The following is a 26,995-nucleotide window of genomic DNA, read 5'->3' as shown; positions in this document are numbered from 1 at the left end:
TATGCGATATATAATATTGCATTCCAATGAATGGTGGATCATGGATCGCTACATAATCGTTGAAAGAAGAGACGAGGTCGCAGTGGTCACACTGAATCGGCCCGAAATTCTGAACGCCTGGCACAAGCCAATGCGGAGCCAGTTTGTTGAAGCGCTCGTCGATCTCGAGGAGGACAGCACAGTCCGTGCGATTGTACTGACCGGGGCAGGGGACCGGGCATTCTGTGCCGGCCAGGACCTCAACGAAGCCAAGTCCTTCGACGGAGAGACAGGCTCCGAATGGATCGCTGAGTGGGAGCGGCTGTACGGGGCAATTCGCTCGCTCTCCAAACCTCTCGTTGCGGCTTTGAATGGTGTGGCCGCCGGCTCCGCGTTTCAGGTTGCGCTGCTATGCGACTTTCGCATCAGTCATGCCGGAGTACGCATGGGTCAGCCTGAGATCAATTCCGGGATCGCCAGCGTAACCGGGCCGTGGATCATGCGCGAGATGCTTGGATTGGCTCGAACAACCGATCTGACGCTTAGCGGCCGACTGATGGGTGCCGACGAATGTCACTCCATCGGGATCATCAACAAGATTGTTCCGCAGGCAGACGTCCTGACAGCTTCGCTTTCACTCGCCCTTGAGCTTGGCGCCAAGCCTCCAGTCGCCATGCGCCTCGATAAGCAATGGCTGCGCGAAATGACCGAGCTTGGGTTCCGCCAGTGCCTGGATGCGGCAGTCCGGATCCACCGGGAAGCCTACGCGTCGGGTGAAACAGCTCAAATGATGGAGAAATTTTTGGCGGAACGGGCATCTCGAAAGGCGTGACTTTTTCATGATGGACAATCTCAAGGGCTTCATTGCCGACTTCAATGCAAAAGCCGACCGAAGCCCTGATCAGGTTTTTGCGATTTTCAACGGTCAGCCGATCACTTTTGCTACGCTGAAAATGGAATCAAGCGCGTTCGCCTCGACACTGCGACGCAAAGGCGTGCAACCAGGCGACCGTGTCGCAGTAATGATGCGGAACTCCCGTCTATCGCTTCCTGTCCTTTTCGGCATTGCAAAGGCTGGAGCCGTTTGGGTGCCGATCAATGCGCAGCAAAAGGGCGACGGGCTTCGCTACATGCTCGAGCATAGCGAACCCAAGCTCATCTTATGTGACCCTGATTTCCGATCAACGATCTCAGGGTGCGGTGCTCAACTACGCTCCGAAAACATCATGTTGGTCGGCGGCGATCAAGATCATTCGGTACCGGAGGCAATCCTGCTCGGCGAAAGCAATTTTGTTGATGCTGTTCCAGATGCGCACGATTTGTTTGCGATCATGTATACGTCGGGAACAACTGGTCGGCCGAAGGGTGTGCTGGTTACCCACGGGATGCTGCGGCTCGCGGGGGAAGCGATACGGACCCTAACCTCAATGGGTCCAGCAGACGTGTTTTTTGTCTGGGAGCCACTCTTCCATATTGGCGGGGCCCAGCTTTTGGTTCTGCCGATCATCGAAGATGTGACGTTGGCCATGGTCGACCGCTTCAGCGCGAGCCGCTTCTGGGATCAAGTTAGGAACTCATGCGCAACTCATATCCATTATCTCGGTGGCATTCTTCAGATTTTGCTGAAGCAGCCGGGGAGCCTGCTTGATCGTGAACATTCGGTTCGGATCGCGTGGGGAGGCGGGTGCCCGAAAGACGTTTGGCCGGAATTCCGTGATCGCTTCGGCGTTGAGATCCGGGAATGCTATGGGATGACCGAAGCAGCGAGCATTACGACCTGCAACACCAAAGGTGTCGTTGGCTCCGTCGGAAAGCCGACGCCTTGGTTTTCTGTTTCGATCGAGGATGAGGTGGGCAACCCCGTTGCGAGCGGAAATCGAGGAGAGATCGTCGTCAGATCCTCGCTCGCTGGTGCTCTTTTCAAGGGTTATCTCCGCAACCAGGAAGCAACGGGAAAAGCGCTCGTAAACGGGGCGCTTCACACTGGAGACGCAGGCACTTTAGACGGAGACGGAAACCTGTGGTTCCATGGCCGGTTGACAGACAGCGTCCGGTGTAAGGGAGAGAATGTCTCTGCTTGGGAAGTGGAGCGTGTCGTTGGTACTCATCCGGCCGTTGAAGACTGCGCGATGATCGGAGTAGCTGCCGATGTGGGTGAGCAGGACATCAAATTGTTCGTGAAAGCGAAGACCGGAAAAGTTATCGAGCCTGAGCATCTATCTCACTGGCTTTCTGACCGCCTCGCCTCCTACCAGAACCCTCGCTACATCACAGTGGTGAAGGAATTTGAGCGCACGCCAAGTCAGAGGATCATGAAGCATTTGCTTCCCAAAGATCTAAACGATTGCTGGGATCGGCTGGCAGCAAAAGAGCAAGCTCGGGCTTAGGCTGGGGTCACAGGTATGCAGGCCCACCGCGCTGAACGCAAATTTAGATTGGCTACCTTGTTGAAGCGTACGGAGTACAGCGCAGCGGCAACGCAGAACGGGACGGGATGGTGAAATGAACCGCACATCAATCAAACTAGATGAACCCTTGATCCTCGTCGGTTGCGGCAATATGGGCTATGCACTGCTACGGGGATGGATCGACACGTCTACTGTCGATCCCGCCGCTGTCCACGTCGTCGAGCCAGTCAGAGTTCTGCGGGAGAGAGCCGTGGCGCTCGGCGTGAATACCCATGAGACCTGTGAGACGCTACCAGCAAAAGCAGGAATCATCGTCTTCGCACTTAAGCCTCAAGCCCTCCAAAATGAGCTGCCTCCCTATCAGCGCTTTTCAGATGGCACCGTTTTCGTGAGCATCGCGGCGGGCGTTCCCGCTGGGAAGTTGAAACTATTGCTTGAATCTCCACGTATCGTGCGTGCGATGCCGAACACCCCGACCGCTATAGGAAAAGGCTCAACGATTATTTTTACCGATAGCGCTGTAGAAGACGGCGAGCTTGAGAACGTCTTATCGTTGTTCAAAGCCGGTGGTGCGGTTCATCAAGTCACACGAGAAGACCTTATAGACGCGGCCACAGCAATAAGCGGCTCAGGGCCGGCGTACATCTTCTACCTCATCGAGTGCCTGGGTGATGCGGCTCGTGAACTAGGTCTGCCGGCGGAAGTAGCGAGCAAATTGGCCAAAGAGACTGTTCACGGTGCGGCGGCGCTAGCTTTTGCATCCAATGACCACCCAGCGGAGCTTCGACGACAAGTCACAAGCCCGAATGGAACCACCGCAGCGGCTATGTCGGTCCTTGCGACAGAAAGCGCACTTTCTGCACTCATACTGCGCACCACTAAGGCAGCTTTTCAACGATCATTGGAACTTGGTGGAGCAGAGGAACTTGGATTAACGTCAAGCGGCCAGGGGACCAAATGACAGAAGACATTTTATACCTGAATGCATCAGACATAGATCAATTGAACATATCGCCATCTGAACTGCGGGCGGTGCTTCGAAAGGCATTTGAAGCCTATAGTTCAAGTGAACTGCGGATCCCTTCCAAGCAGACTGTGAGAGCCGCACCAGATCGATATTTTCAGACGATGGCCGCGGTTTGCAACGAACCTCCCTTGGCGGCTGTAAAGTGGGTGAGTGTCGTAGGAACGAACTCTCAGCGAGGACTGCCAAATGTTAATGGCCTGATCATCCTCGGCGATGGTGAAACCGGACTGCCGCTCGCCGTTGTGGACGGTAACCGCCTCACAGTCATGAGGACCGCAGCCATGTCGGCACTAGCGTCTGAGTACCTCGCATCACCGACTAGCACTTCGCTAGGCTTCGTAGGATGCGGGGCACAGGCATACGGCCATCTGACGGCGCTGCGAGACGTGCTTCCGGGCTTAGCTGACATCGTATGCTTCGACCGCCGTATCGAGTCTGCGGTATCACTCGCTGCGCACGCCGACGCAGACGGCGCCAACGGTCGAACCACCACCAGCCCGGATGATGTCCTTCGATGCGACATCGTTGTCTCCACCGTTCCGAGTGTCGCAGGTATGGAGCCGTTCCTCGATGCTCGGAAGCTGACGGCGGGTAGCCTGGCTATCGCAATCGATATGGGGCGATCGTGGTTGCCTGATAGTTTTGGAGCATTTAGCTCGTTCATCGTCGATGACAAGGTGCAAGCCGAGGATCCTGATAGCCGATCAAAGCTAGCTTATTCTGGTCCATTTAATGCGGACTTGGCTGATCTCGCAAGCGGCGTTTCGAGGGGCCGCACAAGCGGATTGGATCGTATCCTATTCATCTATCCTGGTTTTGCGTTGGCGGATCTTGCTGTGGCGGGTGAACTCTACATTAGGGCTCGGCGGGAAAATGTCGGGACAAAATTGCGCCGCTAATAGGATCCAGTTCCGGGTTGCTCCAATGTGATCGTTTTCCAACTTAGATGAACGCCAAGTCTGAATTTTGGCGTCACACACCCTCAACCTCCTCCCGGCTCCGCCCCGGCTGCGCTGCAAGTACAGCTTCGTATGCAGGCGATCGGCCGATCACGCACACTGCAAACCAGTGTGCCGAGAACATACGGTGACATATCCTTAGATTTGCTGAACAGGGCAGCTTTAGTGGAGTGCGCCCATCGTTAAACGACAGAGATCCGTAATGCCGTAGACTGGTAAGCCAATTTTCTTTCGCAGTGCCGGAGCAACGCAAGGGAAAGCGGTGCAGGTCAGTAGAATGTTTGCAATGTCTGGGTGAGACGCTCGCAAGCGTGTTGCACCCGCAATCACATCTGCCTCAAGGCCCGCCATCTTTTCAGAGATAGTCACCTCCGCTGGATTGCGCGTCTTCACGCTCTGCTCATACGCACCTTCGCAACCGCCGAAAACTACCCTGCTCCGATCAGCCGAATTCTCAATGCCGAGGGCTGCGTCATCGTAGGGGGACGGCAAGGAGACACTCAATAGTCCAATTTTCGCCGCACGGCTCGCCTGACGCAGCAAGAGAGGCAACAAAAGCAGACTCGATAAAATCACCGGAACGTCCACCGCTGCTGCCACCGCAGGCTGATGCCAAGAAAAAAGGCCACAATCTGAAGCAACTGCGGCAGCACCCCTTTTTACCAGACGTTCGGCAGCGACGATAAGGGCGGGCTCAATCGAAGAATCGCGGGCCCAGAGCCGATCCATATGGGCCCCTTCGACTTTTTCCGTGATGATCGGAAAATCGAATGTCTCAGGGTTAGCGACATAGCCGCGCGGCAACACGGAGTCGCCCTCGGTCGTCAGAACGCCCAGCGGGCGTCCAATCATTCCATTGCTGATCATTCTATTTCCTCCTCTGGAAACTGTCACAATCCAGTAGTGTCGTCCGCGTGAATTATTATGCAATGTGCAATATTGCAATTTCATTTTGGAAAGCAAGGATTGCGCAAAGGTCTTCGGGCACGAGGTGTGATTGGGGTGCCCAAACTCGGAAATTCCCCATGGGTACAAGATCTTGCACCGTTCAAAGCGTTCAGTTCCGAAAACTGTGGTTGGTTTGATTGCAGGCAGCCCTGCCTCATCGCTGCCGGGCGTCAACTCGGTATCACGTCGGCTTCAACGCGTAATTTGGTTCAAGATGCGTATGGTGCCGGGCGCACTGAAGCAGCGATCAACCCGTTCCTACCACCCTCCACCCCTCGCCGGAAACATTTTCCTTGACGAAAATAAATTAAATTATACAATATGGCGTATTGCTATGCGATATTATGTGCATGATGCAGTCGCTAGGCATGTCTGGAGATGCGCTCGAGTCTTTATGACGTCGGAATCCAGTTCGAGCTTTGCACAAAAAAGGGGAACAGAGGATGAGCAACAGAATAGCAAGCGCTCTCGCGGTCTGTGCGGCGATATTGCTTTCCGGACTACCGACCGCAACTCGCGCGGAGGAGATCCCGGAAAATCTTAAGGGAACTGGGGAGGTGGTCGTTGCCACCGCCGGCGGCGCTTTTGAAGAAGCGCAAAAAAAGGCTTGGTTCGAACCGTTTGAGCGCGATACCGGCATCAAAGTGATTACCATCCCTTCAAGCGCTAAACTGCTTGCCTCGGCAAAACTCGGCCAACCAGAGGCCGATATCAGCAATATCAATGGCGGTGAGGTACCAACATGGGTTGACAACGATGCTCTGGAAAAGATCGACTACACCTTTTTTGCCAAGGAAACTCTCGCAGGGCTTCCGGAATTCATGAAGGGTGAATACGGCCTCGGCTCTTTCTATTACTCAGTTGTGGTCGCATACAACACAGCCAAATTTCCCAATGAGCATCCGAAGAATTGGACGGACTTCTACGACGTGAAGGCATTTCCAGGAAAGCGAAGCCTCCCAAATTGCGACCTGATGCTGTATGGCGCGCTCCTCGAAGGGGCACTGATCGGTGATGGCGTCCCAAAAGACAAGCTTTATCCTCTCGATATGGATCGAGCCTTCGCGAAGCTTAAGGAAATAAAGCCCAATGTTGGTCGCTGGTGGGCAACGGGCGCAGACGCGCCGCAAAGCCTTATCGGCGGTGAAGTTGATATGGCCGCTGCATGGAATGGCCGCATCGTCACTGCCAAAAAACAAGGTGCGCCACTGGAACTGTCATGGGATCAGTCCATGCTGCAGTATGATGATTGGATCATTCTGAAGGGCGCGTCCAATAAGGAAAACGCTTCGAAGCTGCTCGCCTACATTTCGCGGGCAGAGGCACAGGCAGCATTTGCAGAAGCAATCCCGTACGGCCCGGTCAACAAGGATGCATTCAAGCTTTTGCCGAAGGAACTGGCGGAAACTATACCTGGCGCACCCGGAATCATGGAACAGCAGATCGTACAGAATTACGATTGGTGGGTTCAACGGGGTTCGGATGGCCGCACCAACTATGATGTGGCCATAGAGCGCTGCACCACATTTCTGTCACAGTGAGGCTTTGCAGCTGCGGTCCATAGGTCCGCAGCTGCTTTATAAAGGCGATCCTCGCCCTTTACTAAGCAGCACGATGTCCTAGGCAATTTACTGGCACCGACAAACCCGCTTAGAGAAGTACCTTTTTGACCCTAACGCAGCTGGGTCCCCGCTCTTCCGAGTTCGTGCGGTTCGCCATCTGGAGAATGGAGAAACTGATGAGAATTGCCGTAGGTGGTATCCTTCACGAGACGAATACGTTTCGCAGGCAAGATGCACAGCTTTTAGATTTTGAGATCGTACGTGAGAAAAGTCTTATCGAGGCTCACAGCGGAGTTCGCTCCTATATAGGCGGAATGCTAGACGCCGCGGAGAAGGCAGGGGCAATCGTTCAACCGACGATGTTTGCATCCGCTGAAGCCGGCGGCGTCATTGAGAAAGAAGCTTATGCCAACATGCTTGGCGATCTGCTTGCCGGTATCGAACGCGCGCTCCCGGTCGATGCGGTGGCGCTGGCTCTCCATGGTGCGGGCATTGCGAAGGCGATAGGCAATATAGAGATCGACATTTGCCGAAAAGTTCGCGACCTCGTTGGCCCAAATGTCAAGATCGTGCTCACCCTTGATCTTCACGGGAATCTCGATGCGTCTCTTTCCGAAATTGTTGATGCAATTTTTGGAACAAATTTCCATCCCCATACCGACATGTTTGAAAGAGGGCAGGATGCGATAAATATCCTCCCTGAATTGCTTTCTGGGCGCATCACCCCGAAGCTGCACATTGAGAAGCTTCCCATCCTGCTGGTCACCGCGACTACCATGTATGGCCCGATGGCGACGGTTAACGAACTGTGTCGCTCCATCGAACAAGAGCCTGACATTATCGCATGCACTTTCTTTCACGGATTTGTATGGACCGATACCGCTGACACTGGGCCGTCGGTGCTAGTAATCGCGAACGGAGATGCACAAAAGGCTCGTGAGGCTGCCCAGCGCGTCGCTCGGTTCGTCTGGGAAAGACGGGATAAGTTTCGGTCAAACGCTCTTTCGCCGGAGACGGCGATCGAGTCGGCGCTAAGCTCTGGCGCCTGGCCAGTCGCTCTGTTGGATGGGGGAGACGATCCCGGCGGCGGCTGCCCTGGCGATGGGACACATTTGCTACGCGCCATGCTCGACGCGAACCTGACCAATACGTGTTTTGCGGCAATGTTTGACCCTTCAGTCGTAGCGAAGGCTCTCGCAGCGGGCGTCGGTGCCACTATGGAGGTTGAACTTGGTGGCAAAACGGATGTTCGGCACGGAAATCCTATCGCTGCGACGGCGTACGTTAAGGTTCTGACCGATGGGCAGTTCCTTTGCCAGTCTCCGATGGGCGAGGGAAGCCAAGTCATTATTGGCCGCACTGCAAGGTTGCAAATTGGTGGGATCGACGTCATTGTTGTCTCCGAACGTCATCAGCCAATCGACACCGAAATCTTTCTGATTCATGGTATCGACGTGACACGCTACCGCATAATTGCGCTGAAGTGCACGAACCACTGGCGCGCTGGCTTTGCGAAAGTCGTAAAGCGTGACTTCCTCGCCGACAGCCCCGGGATCATGAGCAGGAATCTCTCCGACCATTCTTATACCCATGTCAGCCGGCCGATCTGGCCGTTAGATCAATCGGCGGCGTATTAACAAGAATGGATATCGGCATTCTAACTGTTTGACGTGTAATATTCATTGGAGGACTTCACACACGAAACACCGAGCTCCGCGCAAGGTATTCGAAACCCAATAGCGTTCTTTGAAAAGCTCGCACGGGGTTCGACTACAGTATCTACGCTCTCAATGTGTTCGGAAAATTTTCAACATAGCTGGGTTGCGTTCGCTGGAAATTGCCGGGACTTGGTCGCCGTTGTCGTAGCACAGTGACCTTTTCTGCCGTCGACACGCGCGCCTGATTGATGATGAAGAGACCGCCGAAGTTCCATAAGGTTTGTTACGCCGCAAATTGATGTAACCGCAAAGTTGAAGTGTCCTGTTTCTGCAAAGTTGGAATGTCACACTCCCCGCGTTTGGTTACGCTGATGACGACCTCACGTTCACAACGATCCCAAATGCGCTTCGCACGCGCCTTGCAACCGGAGATCTGCGATGGCATTCTTCTTGACGTGCCCGACTTCGCGCTCGCCTATGGCACGCCGCCCGCGTGATGCGGTGCTGCGCAACCGAAGTGGTGGCTCAGCACCGCATCACGCAGTCAGCGCGCAAATGCAGCAACCAAAAACCGTCGGAGCGAGCTCGAAATGGGTAATCCTCAAGCTTGTGAAGCGAGTTCCGATTGCACGACCTCGAAACGAATCGTCGCGCCCACCCGTAAGCTGATCTCGTTTACAGAGTTTGCTACCAATTCTACGAGGCTCTCGAGCGAATGGATTCGTTGCTTGTCTCCAGCGAGTGTGAATTTTCCCAGGAATAACAAGGCGCACACTTTGTCGGGCCGAGCGCAGAAGACCAATTTACTGCCCTCGGCTTCTAGTACCAGGAATGCGTCATCGGATGCCATTCCGGGGAACATTTCGTAAGCTCGAGACAGTCTGGATCGGATTACATCATATTCCTCTGATGTTTCAATGGCACCGACCAGGGACAGGTATGGCAATCTGGTCGAACTCCGCAACCACACTTCAGTTCCGTCGGCTTTTAGAAACATACATATCTCCGCCGTACCTTAGAAGGTACCAGGTCTTGAAGCACTCCGTGCTTCAGATCGAGAAGAACATGCTTGAGTGTATGACTTTACCTCAAAGCATATTCGGCCACATGTCCTCATGTTGTTTCGTGCCTGTCCGGGTCCTTCCAGGTTCTCCATTCGTAGTTACGAAGGACGATATAGCCGGGGCCAGTTCCTATTACATAGTTTGGGTTTAGCGGTGTTTTGCCGAGCGGGGTGCAGATCACGTATTGCGGTACGGCAAAGCCGGTCGTGTGCCCACGCAGGCTTTCAATAATATGCATGCCAACATTGATTGAAGTTCGGAAGTGCTCAGCGCCCCGCACTAGGTCAGCGTGGTATAAATAGTATGGCCGCACGCGCGCAATAAGGAGTTTGTGGACCAACTCTTTCATAACCTCGACAGAGTCGTTAATTCCTTTCAAGAGCACCGACTGATTACCCACTGGCACTCCCGCTTCGAGCAGCCGTTCGATCGCCAATTTCGCTTCAGACGTGATTTCATTGGGGTGGTTAAAATGCGTATTGATCCAGATGGGATGATACTTTTTGATCATCTGGCAGAACTCGGGCGTGATCCGCTGCGGCATTGTCACAGGTATTCGTGTGCCGATGCGAATAATCTGAACGTGAGGAATTTGCCTGAGGCGTGACAGTACATACTCTAGCTTACTATCAGAGACGGTCAGCGGATCGCCTCCGCTTAGCAGTACGTCCCGAATCTCTGGACGCTCGGCAATGTACGCTATACCTCTGTCAATTAGCGCTTGGTCACTGACCATCGACTCTCGGCCCGCGCGGATCTTTCGTGAACAGTGCCTGCAAAAGGTGGGGCATAAGTTCGTAAGATAAAAGAGAACGCGGTCCGGGTACCTGTGAACGATGCAAGGGACGTCAGTCTTTCCCTCCTTCCAAAGAGGATTTTCGGAATCAACGCCGGACTTGTGGAACGAAGATAGTTGGTCAATATGGAAGATGTCGTCGAGTTCCTTGATGCTCGGAATTGCCTGTAGGCGGATGGGATCGTTCGGATTGTCCTTTTCTATCAGCGATAGGTAGTAGGGTGTTGCCCGGAAAGAATATCGCTCACCCACCTTATGGAAAGCTTCTTCTTCATCGGGAGTGATGCTTAGCTGGTCCTTGAGCGCTTCCAATGTGGTGGCGCTGTTTGCAAGCTGCCAACGCCAATCATCCCAAGCCGTCGCGTCCGTCGTCAGCATATGATATCTCCGGTTTGAGTTTCTGTTGGCGGTATTGAGCATCCAGGACGAAGGGTCCCTTCCGCAGTGAGGTCTGGAGCAAACCTAACATTTTCCTTCGTTCCTCAGTTCAAAGTTGCCGCGCACCCGGACCTACTCAGGTGTATCTTGTGCGGCGTCTAGTCGAGCGACCACAGTCGTTTTTTTCAGTCACGTCGCTCGACGGAGAAGAGATTGTTACAAGACCGTCAAGTTCCAAGCAGCCTCCCGTTACCCTGTTCACCCGGAGATGGCGCGACTGCCCAATCAACTAGGTTCAACGCGCGGTGAAGTATCGCCTCGGCTTCAGCGGGGTCGGTCGAAGCGGCAATAACATGTCCGATTATGTCTAGGTAATCACCTTTCCGGACAAGAGAGACTCCCGGGTCAACATAGAATCTAACCTCAGCGATACCTGGTACAATCTCCGCCAGATCGGTACCTCTGATGTGAGCCAGTGTGCCGTCCCGATCAGGTACGAAAAAATGGGCTACCGAGGCGCGGGATCGGCTTTTATGCAGGTCGCACTTTTCCCCAATAACAAGGCTGATGTGTTGTTCGATGACATCTAAACCGTAGGCCAACTGAACCAGCCGAGAAGTGGTCCAACCCGGAAGCCGTGGGTTGACTTCCATCACGACCGGGCCTCGTTTTGTCCAGCGGAGTTCAACATTTGCTGGCCCCCAGCCGAGGCCGAGTGCTTGCAAGCATCTCAACGATACATCCGTGATACCCTCGTGCTCCTCATCAGTTAGCTGGGCTGGAAACATGCTTTTACGAGGGACAAAATGAGGCGGGGGCCCAAATTCGCCTGAACCAATCGCAATGACTGCGTTCCCCATTGTAACAACGTCATAAAAAGGCCCTTCTACGAACTCCTCGACAAGTATTGTGGGCGAAGACCGCCAGGGGAAAGCCCCTCCCAGCAGATAGGTTGTGTGTTCGGCTAACTCAGCGGCATCGCGACATAATCGGACACCGCTGCTTCCGTTTCCAACTGCGGGCTTAACAATAACCGGGAACCCGATGTTAGCGGCAGCCCTATCCACAGTCATTGCACTAGCTGCCCATCGAAAGGTCGGCACTGGCAGGCCATTTTGCGTCAGGAGCTGACGTTGATTAAATTTGTCGCAGCAACGTTCGATCGAAACGGGGTCCGGGCCCGGTCGGTCGAAGCACCGGCATAGCTTTCCGACGGTCACGTTAACCGACTCGCCGCGGGTCGCAAAACCGACAAACCCGGCAATATCATAGGTCGTAGCCAGATTGAGGCACTCACGCCTCACCGCATCGAAATCGTCAGTATCGACCATTATCGCCTTACCGCCTTCCGCCATAAGGTAGTCATACTGCGTTGGATCAGCCGCCAGGGTAATCGGTTGAAGTCCACGACGTCGGGCGGCCTGGACGTACAGCAGACCATTACTTCTCGACCCTTCAATGAGTACGAGTGCTTTTGTTCGCATTGGGCGTTGACCCTCCATCCGTCCGAGGCTGTATCCGAGGGCAAATTCGCACTGAATTGTCTCTAGAGGTTCCCATTTTTCCAAGGTTCGCGTATTGCATCGCAATTTACTGGCCACAAGAGTGTCCTCTGCGTGAGTAAATAGATGACGTAGTCTAGAACACCTCAGCTGTCGGTAGCGTTCTCTCGATATCGGAAAGAAGTAGCGGCAGTTTAGACGCCAAATGCTGATTGTTCAGATCTATAAGCCTGAGAAAATCTTGGTCGTACATAGTCACATAGTTGAGTTTCGGGACCGCGCATTTCGACAGCACCGGAATTGACGAAAGGTCCACTATGGTGCGTGGCTCCAGTCGCAGGAGGGCGCCTTTTACAGCCGCTTTGTAATCTTCATTTAAATCGGCGGTTGCGATAACAGCGCATGATTGCAGCTCTCGCACGCCCCCAATCTCTTCTGGACGCATGATGGCGATTCCCCTGTCAGAGGAGGTCCGGAGGCGTCTGCGAAGTTTTTTAGGATTCCGCGTTACGACTACAGTGGAACAGAACCGATCTGCCACTCTAGTGCTGATCAAGTCGCGCCCCAGCATACCTGCCCCAATCATGTAAAGACGGCCGGGTTCCTCTATCCCCTTAAATTGCTCGGCTATTAAGTCGTAAACAATTCGATCATAGTTGAACGGTGCGATGAAGTGCAGTCGCACTCGCGATGCGCGACCCACACCTAGTGCCAGCCGTGCGATCCGAGAAATTGGAAGCGCCGGATCAAGGAGCGCGACAGCATTCGAAACTTGCTCGCTAACATAGGGCTCCCCCAGGATCTGGGATTTAGCACCGGAAGAGATCTCCGCGAGACGCTTAGCAACAGCCCTCGCACCTTTGACAAGCGCGCGCGGAAAACCAGAGAACAAAAGATCTATATTTCCGAGCGCAGACTCTTCGCCATAGACTTCAACGCGCAGGCAGGTTGTAATTAAAAGGATCCCGCTTTTCGCTAAATCGATCGCCATTGGTTTGATCTTCGCTGAATGCTGCGCCATTTGAGATGGCGACGTCATTTCGTGATCAACGTAGTGCCCAACGATATCGGTCATCGTTTCAATCCTGATCTCGGCTGAGGGTCTAGGGTTGTCAGAGGCGCTTGACTCGAAACTCCAATGGACCGCGCCTCTGATGTAGATGTTTTCTCAAGCTGTCACTTCGTGCAGCGGTGGCTCGTGTTGGTCTCCTTTCAGGCATCAGTTGGCAAAGAACTGCTAGGTCCCCTTCGCCTCAATAGCGTCTACAAGTCGCGAGAGCGCGTGGACGTAGGCGGCGCATCGCAGGGTTATGTTCTTGTCCTTCGCACACGCCCATATTGCGGCTCCTTCCTCTTCCATTTTCGTCTTCAGCCGGGCATGTATGTCCTCGATGGGCCAGTAATAGCCTTGGCGGTTCTGTACCCATTCGAAATACGAGACAGCGACCCCACCCGCATTCGCGAGGATATCCGGAAGAACGACGACGCCCCTGTTCTTGAGGATGTCATCGGCCTCCAGCGTGATCGGGCTGTTGGCGAGTTCGAGAATGATCGGAGCCTTTACATTGGCAGCGTTGCCCGCGTGGACCATGTCCTCCAGGGCCGCCAAAACGAGCAGGTCGCAATCGACCGAAACCAGTTCGTCGGCAGCAATTCTCGAGACACCGTCTGAACCCGCGAAGCTGGTAACGCTTCCGTGGCGCTCTTTAGCACCATTCAGCTTTTTGATATCGAGGCCAGCCGGGCAATAGATCGCACCCTTTGAGTCAGAAACAGCCACGACTTTGTATCCGGCGGCTTCGAGCAAATGCGCTATGTGATATCCGGCGTTGCCGAAGCCTTGGACTGCCACTCGCGCTCCCGGCACTAGTCCGAGCTTCTTCGCCAGGAATTGGAGGAGATAATAGCCGCCACGGGCTGTCGCATCATCACGCCCAAGTGAGCCGCCAAGGCTGATCGGCTTACCGGTGATGACCGCAGGGGTCACCTCGCCCACGATGGAATCGTATTCGTTCGCCATCCACGCCATGGTCATCGCATTGGTGTTGACGTCAGGCGCCGGGATGTCCCGGTTTGGTCCGATGACCTTGGCGAAGATCTGGACATAGCCACGTGCAAGGCGCTCCAGTTCTGTCTCGGATAGACAGTGAGGATCAATCTGGACGCCGCCCTTGCCGCCACCAAACGGCAGGTTCACCACTGCGCACTTGATAGTCATCAGGAAGGCGAGCGTCTCTACTTCATCTGCCGTTACACTTTGGTGATATCGGATGCCTCCCTTGGTTGGGCCGCGGGTATCGTCATAGCGGGAACGCCAAGCCCGTAAGTGCTTGTGGGAGCCGTCGTCCATGCGAATCGTCAGACGAGCGTGCGTGGTCTCTAGCGGGAACTCCAATCTTTCGAGAATTTTCGGGTCGACGTTGAGGTGCTTGGCCGCTTCAACAAGACGTGTCAGGGCCTGCTGCAACATGGTCTTCGAGCTCATTGGGCGTATCCCCCAATTCGGATGATCACCGGTACCCGTGGTACGTGATGGTCCACGAGGGCCGCTAGCGTGTTTTGGGACGTAGTGGACTTGCCAATTCCGCCCTTTCCATAGAATGCGATCTGACGCAGAGCTGCCATGCTTAGAGTTCCTTCATGTGTTCGAAGCAATGCGGTTATCCCGCAACGCGGATGCGGCGGCCGTTCCGCTGCCTCGCAATAGCTCTCAAGATTCGTGCCAAGCAGGCCGATTGAGATGACGGACAATAATTTGCTGCGATTCCAGTTATGTGGGCGGAAAAGGCGCGCGAACGAGGAGGCAGCCTTTGTCGCCGATCTGACAAAGGTGACGACAATGTCGCAAATCGTTGTCATGCGTCTGAAGGATCACAAGCTGGCGCTGGCCCAATGCAGCAAGTCGCGTCAGATCAAGTTGCTTCGGCTTGTTCATTTGGGGATACGGTAGCCCAACCGATCAGAACGGCGTTGATATGACGATTGAGGCGCGGAAAAGCCAAGACCTCGACGCGCTGCGGCAGCGTTCATGAACGGCCTTCGATTGATATTTCCAGCAAGGGTTTCTCCACGCTTCTGGCAATGATCCTGGTGGCGCCGCAACATCAGCTAAAACGCTTGTCCAACCTCACTAGGCGCCCGCAGCGTTATTTTCTCGATCGCTCTGCTTCTGATCGCGCATACGGGTGTCGTTAGTCAGATTATCAACGGTAAACCGAAGCTCGATACACGCCCACCGCACCAGAACTTCAGTCCCCGTGCTATCTCCCGGGGGCCGGCTCGTATCGCAGCTATCATGGAGTTGTCCGACCTGAAGCCTATCGAACCGCCATCCGTTCGCGGTGGTGATCGGGGCGGATTGCGACACGACATGTCGGCAACCCTACAAAACCCCTCCGCATAGCGACAACGAAACATGTGCAATCTCGAAGGCTTACCGGCGCAACCTGATTGGCACGAGTAGTGCTCAGAGTAAGCCGGGTCCCTAAAGCCCAAATCCGATTGGGAGCTTAAACGACTATGCACATCGTGGTCTGTATCAAACAAGTCCCGGGCTTCGGACGCCTGGTATCGTCTTCGTCGGGACGCAGACAATTGACGGCGACACGGCCCCGGTCTGACGGGCATCGGAAGGAGGCCGAACCTCCAGCAATCGACTTACATGGCGAGGAGCTCTGGAATGGCCTCGTGCTGCATCTGCATTAGACCTCGGCATCTTCCCGTCACGACGGTGACTATCGTCACGCTCTCAGAAGAAAGAATTCGCAATGTCACGCACCCGCAGAAGCCATTTCAGAAGACGAGATCACCAGCGTTTGTTGTCCAACCGATGGAACGAGCGCCGCTCTTCGAAATCGGAGCAACTCGAGCTGATACTTGGCCGGAAGGGCTCATTCCTCGAGCACGAAGCGGCCCATAAAATACTGTGGAGCATAAAACATGGCCTCTAGTTTAAGTAGCGGCTCTCCAGCCCCTTCGATCAAAGCGCTGGACTGGCTGCGCGGCGAACCGCTTTCCTACTTCCAGCTCGACAAGATATACGTCGTTGAGTTCTTTTCGACTACCTGCGGTTATTTGGGGCCGGAGCTATCCGACCTGGCGAAGTTGCACAAGAAGTTCAGCGACACGGGCGTTGAGTTCATCGGGATCGCAGCAAGTGAGAAAGCTGCAACGGCTGACGACGCCCGAGCCGGGGTGGACGCGTCCATAACCAAATCGCTCCCGAATACGAACATTCGGATGGGATTCGACCACTCAGGCGAAATGGATGAGGATTGGCTCAAAGCCAGCTTGTCGTTCCACGTTCCAAAGACGTTCGTTGTCGACCGAGACGGTAGCATCGCCTTTATCGGTGATCTGGTTATGCTCCAGGACGTTTTACCAAAAGTGATTGACGGCACCTGGCGCGCGAGCGCGGAAGCAAAGAATGCCGAAAAGGAGCGGATTGCTGAAGGCGAGACTTATGCTGCGCAGATTGTTTCATGATCGAGTCTCGGCGGCGATTGAGATTAAGAATTGGAAGGCGGCGCTCTCGGCGATTGAGGAGGGCATCAACCTGAACCCGGACAGCATCTTCTTGCGGCGCAACTTTATTGGCACGAGTAGTGCTCAGAGTAAGCCGGGTCCCTAAAACCCATATTCGACTGGGAGCTTAAACGACTATGCACATCGTGGTCTGTATCAAACAGGTGCCGGACTCTGCGCAGATACGCGTCCACCCGGTGACAAATACGATCATGCGCCAAGGCGTACCGACCATCATTAACCCTTACGACCTGTTTGCTCTCGAAGAGGCACTACAAGTTCGTAACCGCTATGGGGGCGAGGTGACTGTTCTCACGATGGGGCCGCCCATGGCTGAGCAAGCGCTACGCAAAGCCCTCACCCACGGCGCAGATCGCGCAGTGCTTCTCACCGACCGCCACTTTGCTGGATCTGACACGCTGGCGACCTCGTATGCTCTTTCTCAAGCAGTAGCGAAGATTGGCGAGAGCTATGGGGCGCCAGATATCGTCTTTACCGGAAAGCAGACAATTGACGGCGACACGGCCCAGGTCGGGCCCGGAATTGCAAAGAGGCTGAACCTCCAGCAACTGACTTACGTAACGAAGATAGTCTCCATTGATCCCACTTCGCGCGAGCTCATGGTTGAACGACACGCGGAGAGCGGCACGCAGATGCTGAAGAGCACGTTGCCGTGTCTCATCACCGTGCTGGAAGGTGTCAATGCAATCCGCCGGGGCTCTCTCGATGACGCCTTCCGTGCCGCGCGAAGCCCGGTTCTTAAATGGGGGGCCGCTGACGCCGGCATTGGGGAGTTGACCAAATGCGGCCTAAGGGGATCGCCGACGGTCGTGAAGCGAGTATTCGCTCCTGGTCCGCGCGCCGAAAAAGCTATGCAAATGGACATTAACGACAAAACGTTGGCCGAGGTCGCGGCGGACACGGTCGCTGCAATTTTTGCGCGCGAGCCTGTTTTGGAACGCAAGCTCACGTCCCATGGCAATCGGTGAGCAGCGAGGAGTAGATTTTGGTCGCTAGAAAAAATGAAACGCCGGCAAACGCGGTCGGCCGCGCCAGCTCAGGGAAAAAGCTGCTTAAGTGTTTCGAAGATCACCGGCACGTCTGGGTCTTCATGGAACTTGAGCGCGGCAAGGTTCATCCCGTATCGATTGAACTCCTCGGCGAAGGCCGCAGACTAGCCGACAAACTGGGCGTCCAACTGGCCGGGGTAATCCTCGGTTCGTCTGAAGGCGTGGGGACCAAGCCTGCGATCGAAGAGGCCTTCGCTTACGGAGCCGATATCGCCTATCTGGTAGAGTCGCCGCTCCTCGCCAACTATCGAAACGAACCCTTCACCAAGGCTTTGACGGATCTGGTCACTACTCACAAACCAGAAATTCTCCTTCTCGGCGCGACCACGCTCGGCCGCGACCTCGCCGGTGCTGTAGCAACGACCTTACAAACGGGGCTTACGGCTGATTGCACCGAGCTGGATGTTGATGGAGATGGTTCACTCGCAGCGACACGGCCAACTTTCGGCGGGTCCTTGTTGTGCACGATCTACACGCTGAACAGCCGGCCGCAAATGGCAACGGTGCGGTCCAGGGTCATGGCGACGCCGCAACGTGAGGATAAGCCAATTGGGCGCGTTATCCAGCACGAACTCACAATGGTCGAGGAAGCGATCGTCACCAAAGTCCTCGCATTCCTCTGCAACGACGGATCTGAGCAATCCGATCTGGCCAACTCCGACATCGTGGTTGGGGGTGGACTCGGCCTCGGCGCTGCAGGAAACCTGCAATACTTGAGAAACCTTGCAACGACGATCGGCGGGGGAGTCGGGTGCTCGCGGCCAGTGGTCCAAAAAGGCTGGATGCCTGCTGATCGACAAATTGGTCAGTCCGGCCATACCATTAGACCTAAGCTCTACATCGCGGCGGGAATATCTGGCGCGGTCCAGCATCGCGTTGGCGTCGAAGGAGCCGATCTGATTGTCGCTATCAACCTCGACCAGAACGCTCCGATCTTTGACTTCGCCCACATCGGTGTTGTCGCTTGCGCGCTGGAGTTCTTGCCGGCGTTGACAGAAGCTTTCGCCAGGCGAATGCAACCGCACAACTCTATCAAGGGTATGGATCGAGGAAGGCTAGATGACCAAGAGTAAGTTCGACGCGATCGTCATTGGTGCCGGTATGTCCGGCAACGCCGCAGCGTATTCGATGGCTCGTCGCGGTCTAAAAGTGCTGCAACTGGAGCGCGGAGAACATTCGGGCTCTAAGAATGTTCAGGGGGCTATATTATATGCGAACATGTTGGAGGCGATTATCCCAAACTTCCGAGATGACGCTCCCCTGGAACGGCATCTGGTCGAGCAACGATTCTGGCTAATGGATGACTCGTCGCACACGGGCGTGCACTATCGCTCTGATGACTTCAATGAACTGAAGCCAAACCGGTATACGATCATCCGTGCCCAGTTTGACAAATGGTTCTCATCCAAGGTGCGCGAGGCGGGCGGCACAGTCCTTTGTGAAACGACAGCGACGAAACTTGCTCGAGATCGGAGCGGTAGTGTAATAGGCGTTTACACGGACCGAGAGGGCGGTGTGATCCTCGCGGACGTCGTCGTCCTCGCTGAGGGCGTGAACGGACTGCTTGGAACACGAGCCGGCTTACGCGATATGCCGAAGCCAGAAAATGTGGCACTCGCTGTCAAGGAAATGCATTTTATGCCGGAAGAGGTCATCGCAGAGCGCTTCGGCCTCACCGGTGGCGAAGGCTGTGTGATCGAAGCCGGCGGCACGATTTCACGCGGAATGGCCGGACTGGGCTTCCTTTATACCAACAAGGAGTCGATCTCGGTGGGGATCGGCTGTCTCGTCTCCGGTTTAGCGGAAAGCATGGAAAATCCGTACCGCCTTCTTGACGCCTTCAAGCAACATCCATCCATCCGACCATTACTGGCGGGATCCGAGATCAAAGAGTACGCCGCACATCTTATCCCTGAGGGAGGCTTCAAGGCAATCCCACAGCTCTTTGGCAACGGGTGGGTCGTCGTGGGCGACGCGGCGCAATTAAACAACGCCGTGCATAGGGAGGGATCAAACCTTGCGATGACATCAGGCCTCATGGCGGGTGAAGCGATCTTCCAGATAAAGAGCCGTGGCGGTCTCATGACGAAGCGCAATCTCTCTCTCTATAAGGGCATGCTGGGTAAGTCGTTCGTCATGAAAGACTTGATGAAACACAAAGATCTTCCAAGCCTCCTCCACACCGACAGTCACAATTTTTTCATGACGTATCCAACGCTTATATCTCAGGCGGCTCAAAATTTTGTGCGCGTCGACGGTGCACCTAAAATCAACAGGGAGAAGGCCACAGCTGCCTCCTTTATCAACGCACGATCCCGTTGGGGGTTGATTAGCGACGCGGTCCGCTCCGCCGTATCTTGGCGTTAAAAGGAAAATTCGATGAAGGCGACCACCATTGAGCGCATTGAGGATAAGCTGTACCAAAACCGATATCTCGTCGATACTGGACGCCCACACATTACGGTGCGGCCGCATCGGTCGCCAAGCCCAAGCCTGCTCGCCTTGACGCAAATCTGTCCGGCCAAATGCTACGAGGTGAACGAAATTGGTCAAGTGGCGATTGTTTCGGATGGCTGCTTGGAATGCGGCACATGCAGAGTGTTATGCGAAGCGAGTGGCGACATAAAGTGGAATTATCCCCGGGGAGGGTTCGGGGTCCTCTTCAAATTCGGATGAGGAGTCCCTACCTCCGGCGGGATAGCAGCGATCGATCCAGCTGCATTAGCGGCGGCGATTGAATGTGCATCCACTCAACCTTTCGAAAGGCTAATTTTTGCGCCGTCGATTACACGTATTTCTAACCTAGGAATATGCGTTAGCATATTTCGCGCACCAGGGTAAAAAGCAGTGCACCCTCCCCTGTTTGTAGGCATGATTAAACCAGAGGCGCGGCTCCATATTCTCTACGACATCTCCAAAGAGCTTATCTCTTCTTTTCCTCTAGACAACTTGCTGAAGGCTGCCATGAACGCCCTCGTCGAGCATCTGCGATTGCGCGACGGCGGAATCGTGATTCACGGCTCCGGAGGAGAGCCTTGGATAAACGTACGGGCTCCCATTGGGGACGACGTTCGCTCACGTTCTCTGACGATTGAACAGGCGGACGCAATAAATCGTGTCATCGCTAGCGGTGAGAAGCACTTTGGGAAAAATTCTGTCGTTCTCCCCGTTAAAGTAAACCGGAAAGCAATCGGCGCGTTGTGGATTGATTTCGCGCAGAAAAGCGGAGCTCAGGACGAAAGCCTTCTGGCAATGATTGCCGTCCTGATCGGCTTAACCTGCCAGCGCGATCGCGAATTGTGCAGCGACGGCGGCTCAGTCGCCGAGGAACAACAAGCGGGACAGATTCCGAAAATCAAGCCGAAGCCTCACCCCACCCAACTCGATAAAATCGACTGGATCGTCGGGGAGAGCCCCGCGCTCAAGAGGGTATTAGCCACCACCAAGATCGTGGCCGCGACGAACTCCGCGGTGCTCTTGAGAGGAGAGAGCGGCACTGGCAAGGAGTGCTTTGCAAGAGCAATACACGCGTTATCGATACGGAAAAGCAAGGCGTTTATTAAGTTGAATTGCGCCGCGCTGTCGGAAACCGTTCTGGAATCCGAATTGTTTGGCCATGAGAAGGGCGCTTTCACTGGCGCTCTCCTTCAACGAGCTGGACGTTTCGAGCTGGCCAATGGCGGAACGCTATTGCTTGATGAAATTGGCGATGTATCACCACAATTCCAGGCGAAGTTATTGCGCGTGTTACAGGAAGGCGAATTCGAACGTCTCGGCGGAACGAAGACATTGAAAGTAGACGTTCGAGTTATATGCGCTACCAACAAAAACCTTGAAGTGGCCGTCCTTCGAGGGGAGTTCAGAGCCGACCTCTATTACCGGATCAATGTGGTGCCGATCATTTTGCCGCCACTTCGGCAGCGCGACGGAGACATTTCGCTTCTAGCGCAAGTGTTCCTCGAGCAATTCAACAACGCAAATGATCGAAATTGCGACTTCGGGCCGTCGGCAATAGACATTTTGTCGAAATGCGCCTTCCCCGGCAATGTTCGCGAGCTGGACAACTGCGTTCAAAGGACCGCCACTCTCGCCAGTTCAAATACCATCACTTCATCGGATTTTGCCTGTCAGCAAGACCAGTGTTCTTCGGCGCTCCTCCGGAAAGCCGACGGCGACGGTATTGGCAACGACGCGATGAATGGTCTCAACTCGCGAGATACAATGTCGGGCGGACTGTGTGCCCACGCAGGCACTCCCAGCGGTGCCGCAGCCACAATCGAGGCAGCGGGCCTCACCGAGCGTGATCGGCTGATCAAGGCAATGGAGAGGGCTGGTTGGGTACAGGCCAAAGCGGCTCGTATCCTGGGTAAAACGCCGCGGCAGGTCGGCTATGCGCTACGCCGGCATCGTATCGATGTGAAGAAGGAGTGACAGCGATCGCCAAGAACTCCGTAAGCGTGGCCCAACGACTTCGGGCGCGATCTATTTTCATTTCTACAAGACATCTCCGGCAGCAAGCGGGGAAACGAGCGGTAAGGCGACATAAGCGCTGAAACAATAATATCTCATCGACCGGAATCTCTCTTGCTTTTGGAGCTGTAACCTTTCCTCAACAGTGGAACAGTGCGATGTGGGAACCGGAAATAAAGGTCGGGACGAGCAGCAGTGCCTCCTTCCACCGAGCGCCGATGGCTCCCGCTATGCCCGGTGGTCGCGCATCTTCGTTCTATGGCCTTTCGGTGACGGATGACATAGATGCGCGGATCTGGGAGAGAATCAAAGACCATCCCTGCTTTTCAGAGCAAGCGCATCACTATTTCGCTCGAATGCATGTCGCGGTCGCACCTGCTTGCAACATCCAGTGCAACTACTGCAATCGCAAATATGATTGCACCAACGAAAGCCGCCCGGGCGTCGCATCGGTGAAGTTGACTCCCGACCAGGCAGTACGCAAGGTGCTTGCCGTCGCCAGTAAAGTGCCGGAGCTTTCCGTAGTCGGCGTTGCCGGACCGGGCGACGCTTGTTACGACTGGAGGAAGACAGTAGCGACGTTTGAAGGAGTTGCGAGAGAAATACCTGACATCAGACTATGCATTTCTACCAATGGATTGGCGCTTCCGGACCATGTCGATGAGCTAGCTGACATGAACGTCGATCACGTGACGATCACTATCAACATGGTGGATCCGGAAGTCGGGGCGAAGATCTATCCATGGATACTTCACGGTCATCGTCGATACACCGGGATAGAAGGTGCCAGGATCCTTCACGAGCGCCAAATGCTGGGTTTGGAAATGCTGACCAAACGCGGCATTCTCACCAAAATCAATTCGGTGATGATTCCAGGCGTCAATGACACGCACCTCGTGGAAGTTAACCGATGGATCAGAGACCGCGGGGCATTCATGCACAATGTGGTGCCCCTGATTTCCAAGCCTTCACACGGCACTTATTACGGACTTACGGGTCAGCGTTGCCCAGAGCCGTTCGAACTGAAGGCACTTCAAGACTGTCTCGATGGCAAGGTTAAGCTTATGCGCCACTGCCAACAATGCCGGGCCGACGCCATCGGTTTGCTGGGCGATGATCGCGAGCGAGAGTTTGCCCTCGACCAGATCTCCACCAGAGTTAAATTCGACACCCGCAAGCGCGAGGCCTATCGCAAGCTGGTCCAGCATGAGCGAGGGGATCAACTAGCGGCAAAATTGGACGCGAACAAAGCAGTCAGGTCACTGGGTTCTTCGGGAACCCTCGCTGTTGCCGTGGCGACTAAAGGTGGCGGCAGGATCAACGAACATTTCGGTCAGGCAAGGGAACTCCAAGTGTATGCAGTCTCACGAAAGGGGATCAACTTGGTGGGACACCGCAAGGTCGAGCAGTATTGCCTCGGTGGTTTAGGCGAGAAGGCCACTCTCGATCACACTATCGTTGCACTCGACGGCATCGACATTCTGCTTTCTTCCAAAATCGGCGATTGCCCAAAGAAGCGGCTGGCAGAAACTGGCGTGCGAGCCAGTGACGCATTTTCCTATAATTACATCGAGACTGCGATTGGCGCGCTATACGCCGCCGAGTTTGGCGGCAAACCGGCGATGCCGACGGCTTTAGGCCCCTCTAATTGAATCAGGAGCTAAAACATGGCCTTCAAGATCATTGTATCCCAATGCACCCAGTGCGGGGCTTGCGAATTTGAATGTCCCTCAGATGCGATCAGTTTCAAAGGTGAGGGATACGTCGTGGATTCAAAAAAATGTACTGAGTGCAAGGGTGAGTTTGACACGCAACAATGCGCTTCGGTGTGTCCGATGCCGAAGACATGCGTCCCTGCCTGATCGCCACCGGACTAAATCGTAAAGAATGCGACGAGCCGCTAGTGGTCTCCTAAGCGAACATGAGGTCAAAAATTCACGTACCACCGATATCCAATCCAGTGAGCGATGCGCGCAACCTGAGCTTCCGGAGCTCCAAATCCGGCGCAGCGAGAAGGGACATGCATGAGAGTGACAATCAGCAGAACTGACGTCGGCTTATCGGTCTATATTCACAAGAAAGACCTTGAGGAACCGATCATTTCGGTTGAGCACAAAAACCTATGGGGCGGCTTTATTTTGCTGAAAAATGGATGGCGGATAGCCCTCCCCGACCTATCGCAGAACAGGCGCCTGCCCGTTACTGTCGACGCGAGGAGGCTATCCAGTTAGCGTGTGCGCAGGTTGATAGATGAGCGTCGATGCGAAGCGCAAGCGGGCATACACCGGAAATAGAGGGCATCGAGTTCCCGATCCCTTGAAGGCGGCTAACGGCAAGAGGCCGCCCGTAAATCAGGAGGGATCCGAGATGGCTGCCATTCAACGAAGCAACGCTAGCCTCATCGGCAATCCAGGCGGAAGCCCTAAGCTTTGTAACAGCATTCATCCCATCGGTTCGGTGATATCCGCGGCGCTCCGGAAAGGAATTGGCATGAACCCCTTCGCCAGAACAGCTGCGGCTCTTTTCGTCGTGAACGGCCCCAAGAGCAATAGCCCCCTCGACGCAGAGAAGATTTGTTCAGCTTTGATTCAGACACTATTGGAAGATGCCTCCCGCAATCTGGAGGCTCGAGCCTGGCAGAACGTCGTGCAGACGGTCCCTTATCAAGTAGGAAGAATGAAATTGACGCAAACGCTGAGCTGCACAATGCCGCTTGGGGAGTTGCCGGACAAACTTGCGTCGATGTGCACCAGTAAAGGCCAAAGGCCCACACTGGCGAAATCCATTGGCTCCTACCTGAAACAATTTGGAAAGCCGACAGCGTTCAACTGCCTCATCCTGGATCAATCCGACACGGCTGAGATCCACCTCAGTCTGACGTGCCTGGATGTAACGGAGGACCGAAATCCGGAGAAATTTATCATCGCTTCGACTCAAGTTTCGGCGAAGCTGAAGCTCTCGAACCAGCAAACGCAGGCCGCTATCACCGAGGCCTTCGGCTCCTTCCAGGCGACGAGCGACCAGCCCTTCTACCTCCGCGCTGAATTGATTCAAATGCCCACCAAGTCAAGCTCAATGGAGGATATCCGTACCCGATGCTCTGGCCGCACGTAGTCCTGACTATTTTGATCCGCGACCATGGACTAGCGCGTCTCCTCCGCCAAAAGCGCCCGGCTGCCGGGCATTGGTCCAGTTTCACCCGGAACGACTTGCGGCCCCTGTGGTTCTTCTGGCCCAACCGGGCCTCGGATGGGGTCACCTTCACCCACGCCGATTCATCCCAGACACCGCAGCCCAATGTGGCAGCTTCCATTGGAGTTCCGATCTCTTAACAGGAGCTTTCCGTTTAAGCGACGGAAAGCCTTCTGGCGACTAGCGATGTGCGAAATTTCATGGCCGGCTGTTCAATCAGCGCCCATGATAGAGCGGCTAGTGCCACGGTTCCGACAGGCTCGACGATCCAGAGCCACCAGTGGCCGACCCATCCGATGGCGATCAGCGTGTGCATGACGAGCATATGGTAGAGGTAGATCCCGTAAGAGAGATCCTGCCCGCGCAACAGGTTAGGGCGCGGAAGTGATTGCGCTGCCGACAGGACTAAACCGGCAAGAACAGCGATTCGGAATGCATCGACAGGCGCCGCATTGTTGATCGAGATGAATGCAGCGGACGTTCCTGCTACCCACCACGTTATCGCGAGATGAGTTGCCAGCCACCACAAGAGCTTGCCTTCGAAGATCTTGCTGACGCGATGCCAGTAAAGCCGAGCAAGAACTCCCATCGAAAAGATCCAGAAAGTCGGGCCTGCTGTCACCGACAGGAACGGATTGTACTTATCAGTTATGTTGAAGTGCTGCGCCATGACCCAAGACCCGAGAGCGGCGACGGCAACGACTAGGGCCCCTGCTCGTTTCCACCACCGCCAAATTTCCAACAGCATTGGCAGGGTGAGGTAGAACGTCAGCTCCACCGTCAGCGTCCACAGCACCCCACTTGGGTCCGAGGCGCCGTAAAAGCCGCTCATCGTGTAGGGCTCGTAGGTGAAGTAGACCGCCCAGATTCGTGCAGCGGTCAGGATGTAGACTGTGAAGTAAAACAGATACTGCAAGATGCCGGTAACATTTAATCCCCCAGTCACCAGCAGGGCAAGTTCCATCACGGCGATGTTGACGAACAGTGCAGGAAAGATCCGGAGCGACCGCTTGACGAAAAAAGAGGCCGCAGACGACGATCGGATGTAAGAATCCGTTACTAGAAAGCCGCTGATTACAAAGAAGATCGCAACACCCGGCGCCGAAAACAACAGATCGAAGACCCATGTGCCGTTTAAAGGATCGCCCAGATGAAGCCAATTCCAGGCGTGGCTAAACATCACCTGGCAGGCGGCAAAGAGCCTTAACAGGTCAAAGTTGTTCCGGTGACCGGATGAGTGTTCAAGTGTTCATTGGATGGTCCCATGAACGTCCATCAGCGCGGGCAGATGCCGCGCAACCTTTTGGCGTTTTATTGAGAACAGAACTCGGTGTAGCGGTGGACTGCGTTGTTGCCTGCAGCTCTGCCGTCAGATCGGTTGCCCTCGTTCGGCAACAACATCAACAATTACACGCTGATCCGGACGGTGGGGTCAAGGCACCGCTTACTGTGAAAGTG

24 protein-coding genes and 1 pseudogene are annotated in these 26,995 nt (G+C 54.8%); 17 read left to right on the top strand and 8 right to left on the bottom strand.

Annotated elements, in window-relative coordinates; genetic code table 11:
* Positions 1 to 40: 40 nt before the first annotated feature.
* From HJB89_RS21865 to HJB89_RS21850, 4 genes are all read left to right on the top strand, one after another.
* Positions 41 to 811, top strand: coding sequence for an enoyl-CoA hydratase/isomerase family protein (locus tag HJB89_RS21865; protein ID WP_026242432.1), 771 nt, complete (start codon positions 41 to 43; stop codon positions 809 to 811).
* 7 nt (positions 812 to 818) lie between these two features.
* On the top strand, positions 819 to 2,366 hold the full coding sequence (locus tag HJB89_RS21860; RefSeq protein ID WP_018517521.1) for an AMP-binding protein: 1,548 nt from the start codon (positions 819 to 821) through the stop codon (positions 2,364 to 2,366).
* A gap of 115 nt (positions 2,367 to 2,481) precedes the next feature.
* Positions 2,482 to 3,348: a pyrroline-5-carboxylate reductase gene (gene proC / locus HJB89_RS21855; RefSeq protein WP_018517520.1), complete on the top strand. Its 867-nt coding sequence runs from the start codon at positions 2,482 to 2,484 to the stop codon at positions 3,346 to 3,348.
* On the top strand, positions 3,345 to 4,313 hold the full coding sequence (locus HJB89_RS21850) for an ornithine cyclodeaminase family protein (protein WP_026242431.1): 969 nt from the start codon (positions 3,345 to 3,347) through the stop codon (positions 4,311 to 4,313). The genes proC and HJB89_RS21850 overlap by 4 nt, the downstream gene beginning before the upstream one ends.
* A gap of 222 nt (positions 4,314 to 4,535) precedes the next feature.
* Here the strand turns inward: HJB89_RS21850 and HJB89_RS21845 are convergent, their stop codons facing one another.
* Positions 4,536 to 5,240, bottom strand: coding sequence for a hypothetical protein (locus HJB89_RS21845; RefSeq protein ID WP_245517731.1), 705 nt, complete (start codon positions 5,238 to 5,240; stop codon positions 4,536 to 4,538).
* Between the two features lie 524 nt (positions 5,241 to 5,764).
* Here HJB89_RS21845 and HJB89_RS21840 point away from each other — a divergent pair.
* The 3 genes from HJB89_RS21840 (at position 5,765) to HJB89_RS33335 (ending at position 9,038) form a co-directional block, all read left to right on the top strand.
* The gene (locus tag HJB89_RS21840) at positions 5,765 to 6,862 is read left to right on the top strand and encodes an ABC transporter substrate-binding protein (RefSeq protein ID WP_026242430.1); all 1,098 of its coding nucleotides are present in this window, start codon (positions 5,765 to 5,767) and stop codon (positions 6,860 to 6,862) included.
* A gap of 197 nt (positions 6,863 to 7,059) precedes the next feature.
* Positions 7,060 to 8,520 carry a M81 family metallopeptidase gene (locus HJB89_RS21835; RefSeq protein ID WP_026242429.1) on the top strand — a complete coding sequence of 487 codons (1,461 nt, stop codon included), beginning with the start codon at positions 7,060 to 7,062 and terminating at the stop codon, positions 8,518 to 8,520.
* A gap of 392 nt (positions 8,521 to 8,912) precedes the next feature.
* A complete protein-coding gene (locus HJB89_RS33335) occupies positions 8,913 to 9,038 on the top strand; it encodes a hypothetical protein (RefSeq protein ID WP_259672090.1) in 126 nt (41 codons plus the stop codon).
* A 104-nt stretch (positions 9,039 to 9,142) separates the two neighbouring features.
* Here the strand turns inward: HJB89_RS33335 and HJB89_RS21830 are convergent, their stop codons facing one another.
* From HJB89_RS21830 to nifH, 6 genes and pseudogenes are all read right to left on the bottom strand, one after another.
* Entirely contained in the window at positions 9,143 to 9,538 is a 396-nt protein-coding gene (locus HJB89_RS21830) for a hypothetical protein (protein WP_018517512.1), read from the bottom strand.
* A gap of 116 nt (positions 9,539 to 9,654) precedes the next feature.
* On the bottom strand, positions 9,655 to 10,779 hold the full coding sequence (locus HJB89_RS21825; RefSeq protein ID WP_018517511.1) for a KamA family radical SAM protein: 1,125 nt from the start codon (positions 10,777 to 10,779) through the stop codon (positions 9,655 to 9,657).
* Positions 10,780 to 11,006: 227 nt separating this feature from the next.
* A complete protein-coding gene (locus HJB89_RS21820; RefSeq protein WP_018517510.1) occupies positions 11,007 to 12,263 on the bottom strand; it encodes an acetyl-CoA carboxylase biotin carboxylase subunit family protein in 1,257 nt (418 codons plus the stop codon).
* A gap of 154 nt (positions 12,264 to 12,417) precedes the next feature.
* On the bottom strand, positions 12,418 to 13,356 hold the full coding sequence (locus tag HJB89_RS21815; RefSeq protein WP_018517509.1) for a hypothetical protein: 939 nt from the start codon (positions 13,354 to 13,356) through the stop codon (positions 12,418 to 12,420).
* A gap of 162 nt (positions 13,357 to 13,518) precedes the next feature.
* A complete protein-coding gene (locus tag HJB89_RS21810; protein ID WP_018517508.1) occupies positions 13,519 to 14,766 on the bottom strand; it encodes a Glu/Leu/Phe/Val dehydrogenase in 1,248 nt (415 codons plus the stop codon).
* A gap of 50 nt (positions 14,767 to 14,816) precedes the next feature.
* Positions 14,817 to 14,906 (bottom strand): annotated as a pseudogene (gene nifH / locus HJB89_RS21805) (nitrogenase reductase); the annotation flags it as partial.
* A gap of 1,314 nt (positions 14,907 to 16,220) precedes the next feature.
* Between nifH and HJB89_RS21800 the strand changes: the two are divergent.
* The 10 genes from HJB89_RS21800 to HJB89_RS21755 all read left to right on the top strand — a co-directional run bounded on the left by HJB89_RS21800 (position 16,221) and on the right by HJB89_RS21755 (position 25,459).
* On the top strand, positions 16,221 to 16,766 hold the full coding sequence (locus HJB89_RS21800; protein WP_018517506.1) for a TlpA disulfide reductase family protein: 546 nt from the start codon (positions 16,221 to 16,223) through the stop codon (positions 16,764 to 16,766).
* Positions 16,767 to 16,942: 176 nt separating this feature from the next.
* Positions 16,943 to 17,794, top strand: coding sequence for an electron transfer flavoprotein subunit beta/FixA family protein (locus tag HJB89_RS21795; RefSeq protein ID WP_018484294.1), 852 nt, complete (start codon positions 16,943 to 16,945; stop codon positions 17,792 to 17,794).
* A gap of 17 nt (positions 17,795 to 17,811) precedes the next feature.
* On the top strand, positions 17,812 to 18,948 hold the full coding sequence (locus HJB89_RS21790) for an electron transfer flavoprotein subunit alpha/FixB family protein (RefSeq protein WP_018517505.1): 1,137 nt from the start codon (positions 17,812 to 17,814) through the stop codon (positions 18,946 to 18,948).
* On the top strand, positions 18,935 to 20,242 hold the full coding sequence (locus tag HJB89_RS21785; RefSeq protein ID WP_018517504.1) for an FAD-dependent oxidoreductase: 1,308 nt from the start codon (positions 18,935 to 18,937) through the stop codon (positions 20,240 to 20,242). The genes HJB89_RS21790 and HJB89_RS21785 overlap by 14 nt, the downstream gene beginning before the upstream one ends.
* 12 nt (positions 20,243 to 20,254) lie before the next feature.
* The gene (locus tag HJB89_RS21780) at positions 20,255 to 20,551 is read left to right on the top strand and encodes a ferredoxin family protein (protein WP_018517503.1); all 297 of its coding nucleotides are present in this window, start codon (positions 20,255 to 20,257) and stop codon (positions 20,549 to 20,551) included.
* A 195-nt stretch (positions 20,552 to 20,746) separates the two neighbouring features.
* Positions 20,747 to 22,306 carry a nif-specific transcriptional activator NifA gene (nifA, locus tag HJB89_RS21775; RefSeq protein WP_018517502.1) on the top strand — a complete coding sequence of 520 codons (1,560 nt, stop codon included), beginning with the start codon at positions 20,747 to 20,749 and terminating at the stop codon, positions 22,304 to 22,306.
* Between the two features lie 197 nt (positions 22,307 to 22,503).
* Positions 22,504 to 23,997, top strand: coding sequence for a nitrogenase cofactor biosynthesis protein NifB (nifB, locus tag HJB89_RS21770; RefSeq protein ID WP_221150509.1), 1,494 nt, complete (start codon positions 22,504 to 22,506; stop codon positions 23,995 to 23,997).
* A 15-nt stretch (positions 23,998 to 24,012) separates the two neighbouring features.
* Positions 24,013 to 24,207 carry a 4Fe-4S binding protein gene (locus HJB89_RS21765; protein ID WP_017958634.1) on the top strand — a complete coding sequence of 65 codons (195 nt, stop codon included), beginning with the start codon at positions 24,013 to 24,015 and terminating at the stop codon, positions 24,205 to 24,207.
* A gap of 162 nt (positions 24,208 to 24,369) precedes the next feature.
* The gene (nifT, locus tag HJB89_RS21760) at positions 24,370 to 24,576 is read left to right on the top strand and encodes a putative nitrogen fixation protein NifT (protein ID WP_017958633.1); all 207 of its coding nucleotides are present in this window, start codon (positions 24,370 to 24,372) and stop codon (positions 24,574 to 24,576) included.
* Between the two features lie 136 nt (positions 24,577 to 24,712).
* Positions 24,713 to 25,459 (top strand): glutamate acetyltransferase, encoded by a 747-nt coding sequence (locus tag HJB89_RS21755; RefSeq protein ID WP_245506370.1) that lies wholly within the window; start codon positions 24,713 to 24,715, stop codon positions 25,457 to 25,459.
* A 232-nt stretch (positions 25,460 to 25,691) separates the two neighbouring features.
* Here the strand turns inward: HJB89_RS21755 and nodX are convergent, their stop codons facing one another.
* Positions 25,692 to 26,747 carry a nodulation protein NodX gene (gene nodX / locus HJB89_RS21750; RefSeq protein WP_409201830.1) on the bottom strand — a complete coding sequence of 352 codons (1,056 nt, stop codon included), beginning with the start codon at positions 26,745 to 26,747 and terminating at the stop codon, positions 25,692 to 25,694.
* Positions 26,748 to 26,995 lie beyond the last annotated feature (248 nt).

The organism is Rhizobium sp. NZLR8, assembly GCF_019685025.1.
In the GTDB taxonomy this organism is placed as follows: Bacteria; Pseudomonadota; Alphaproteobacteria; order Rhizobiales; family Rhizobiaceae; genus Rhizobium.
The sequence above is the reverse complement of the archived record's forward strand: the minus strand, read 5'-3'. Positions and strand labels throughout refer to the sequence as shown.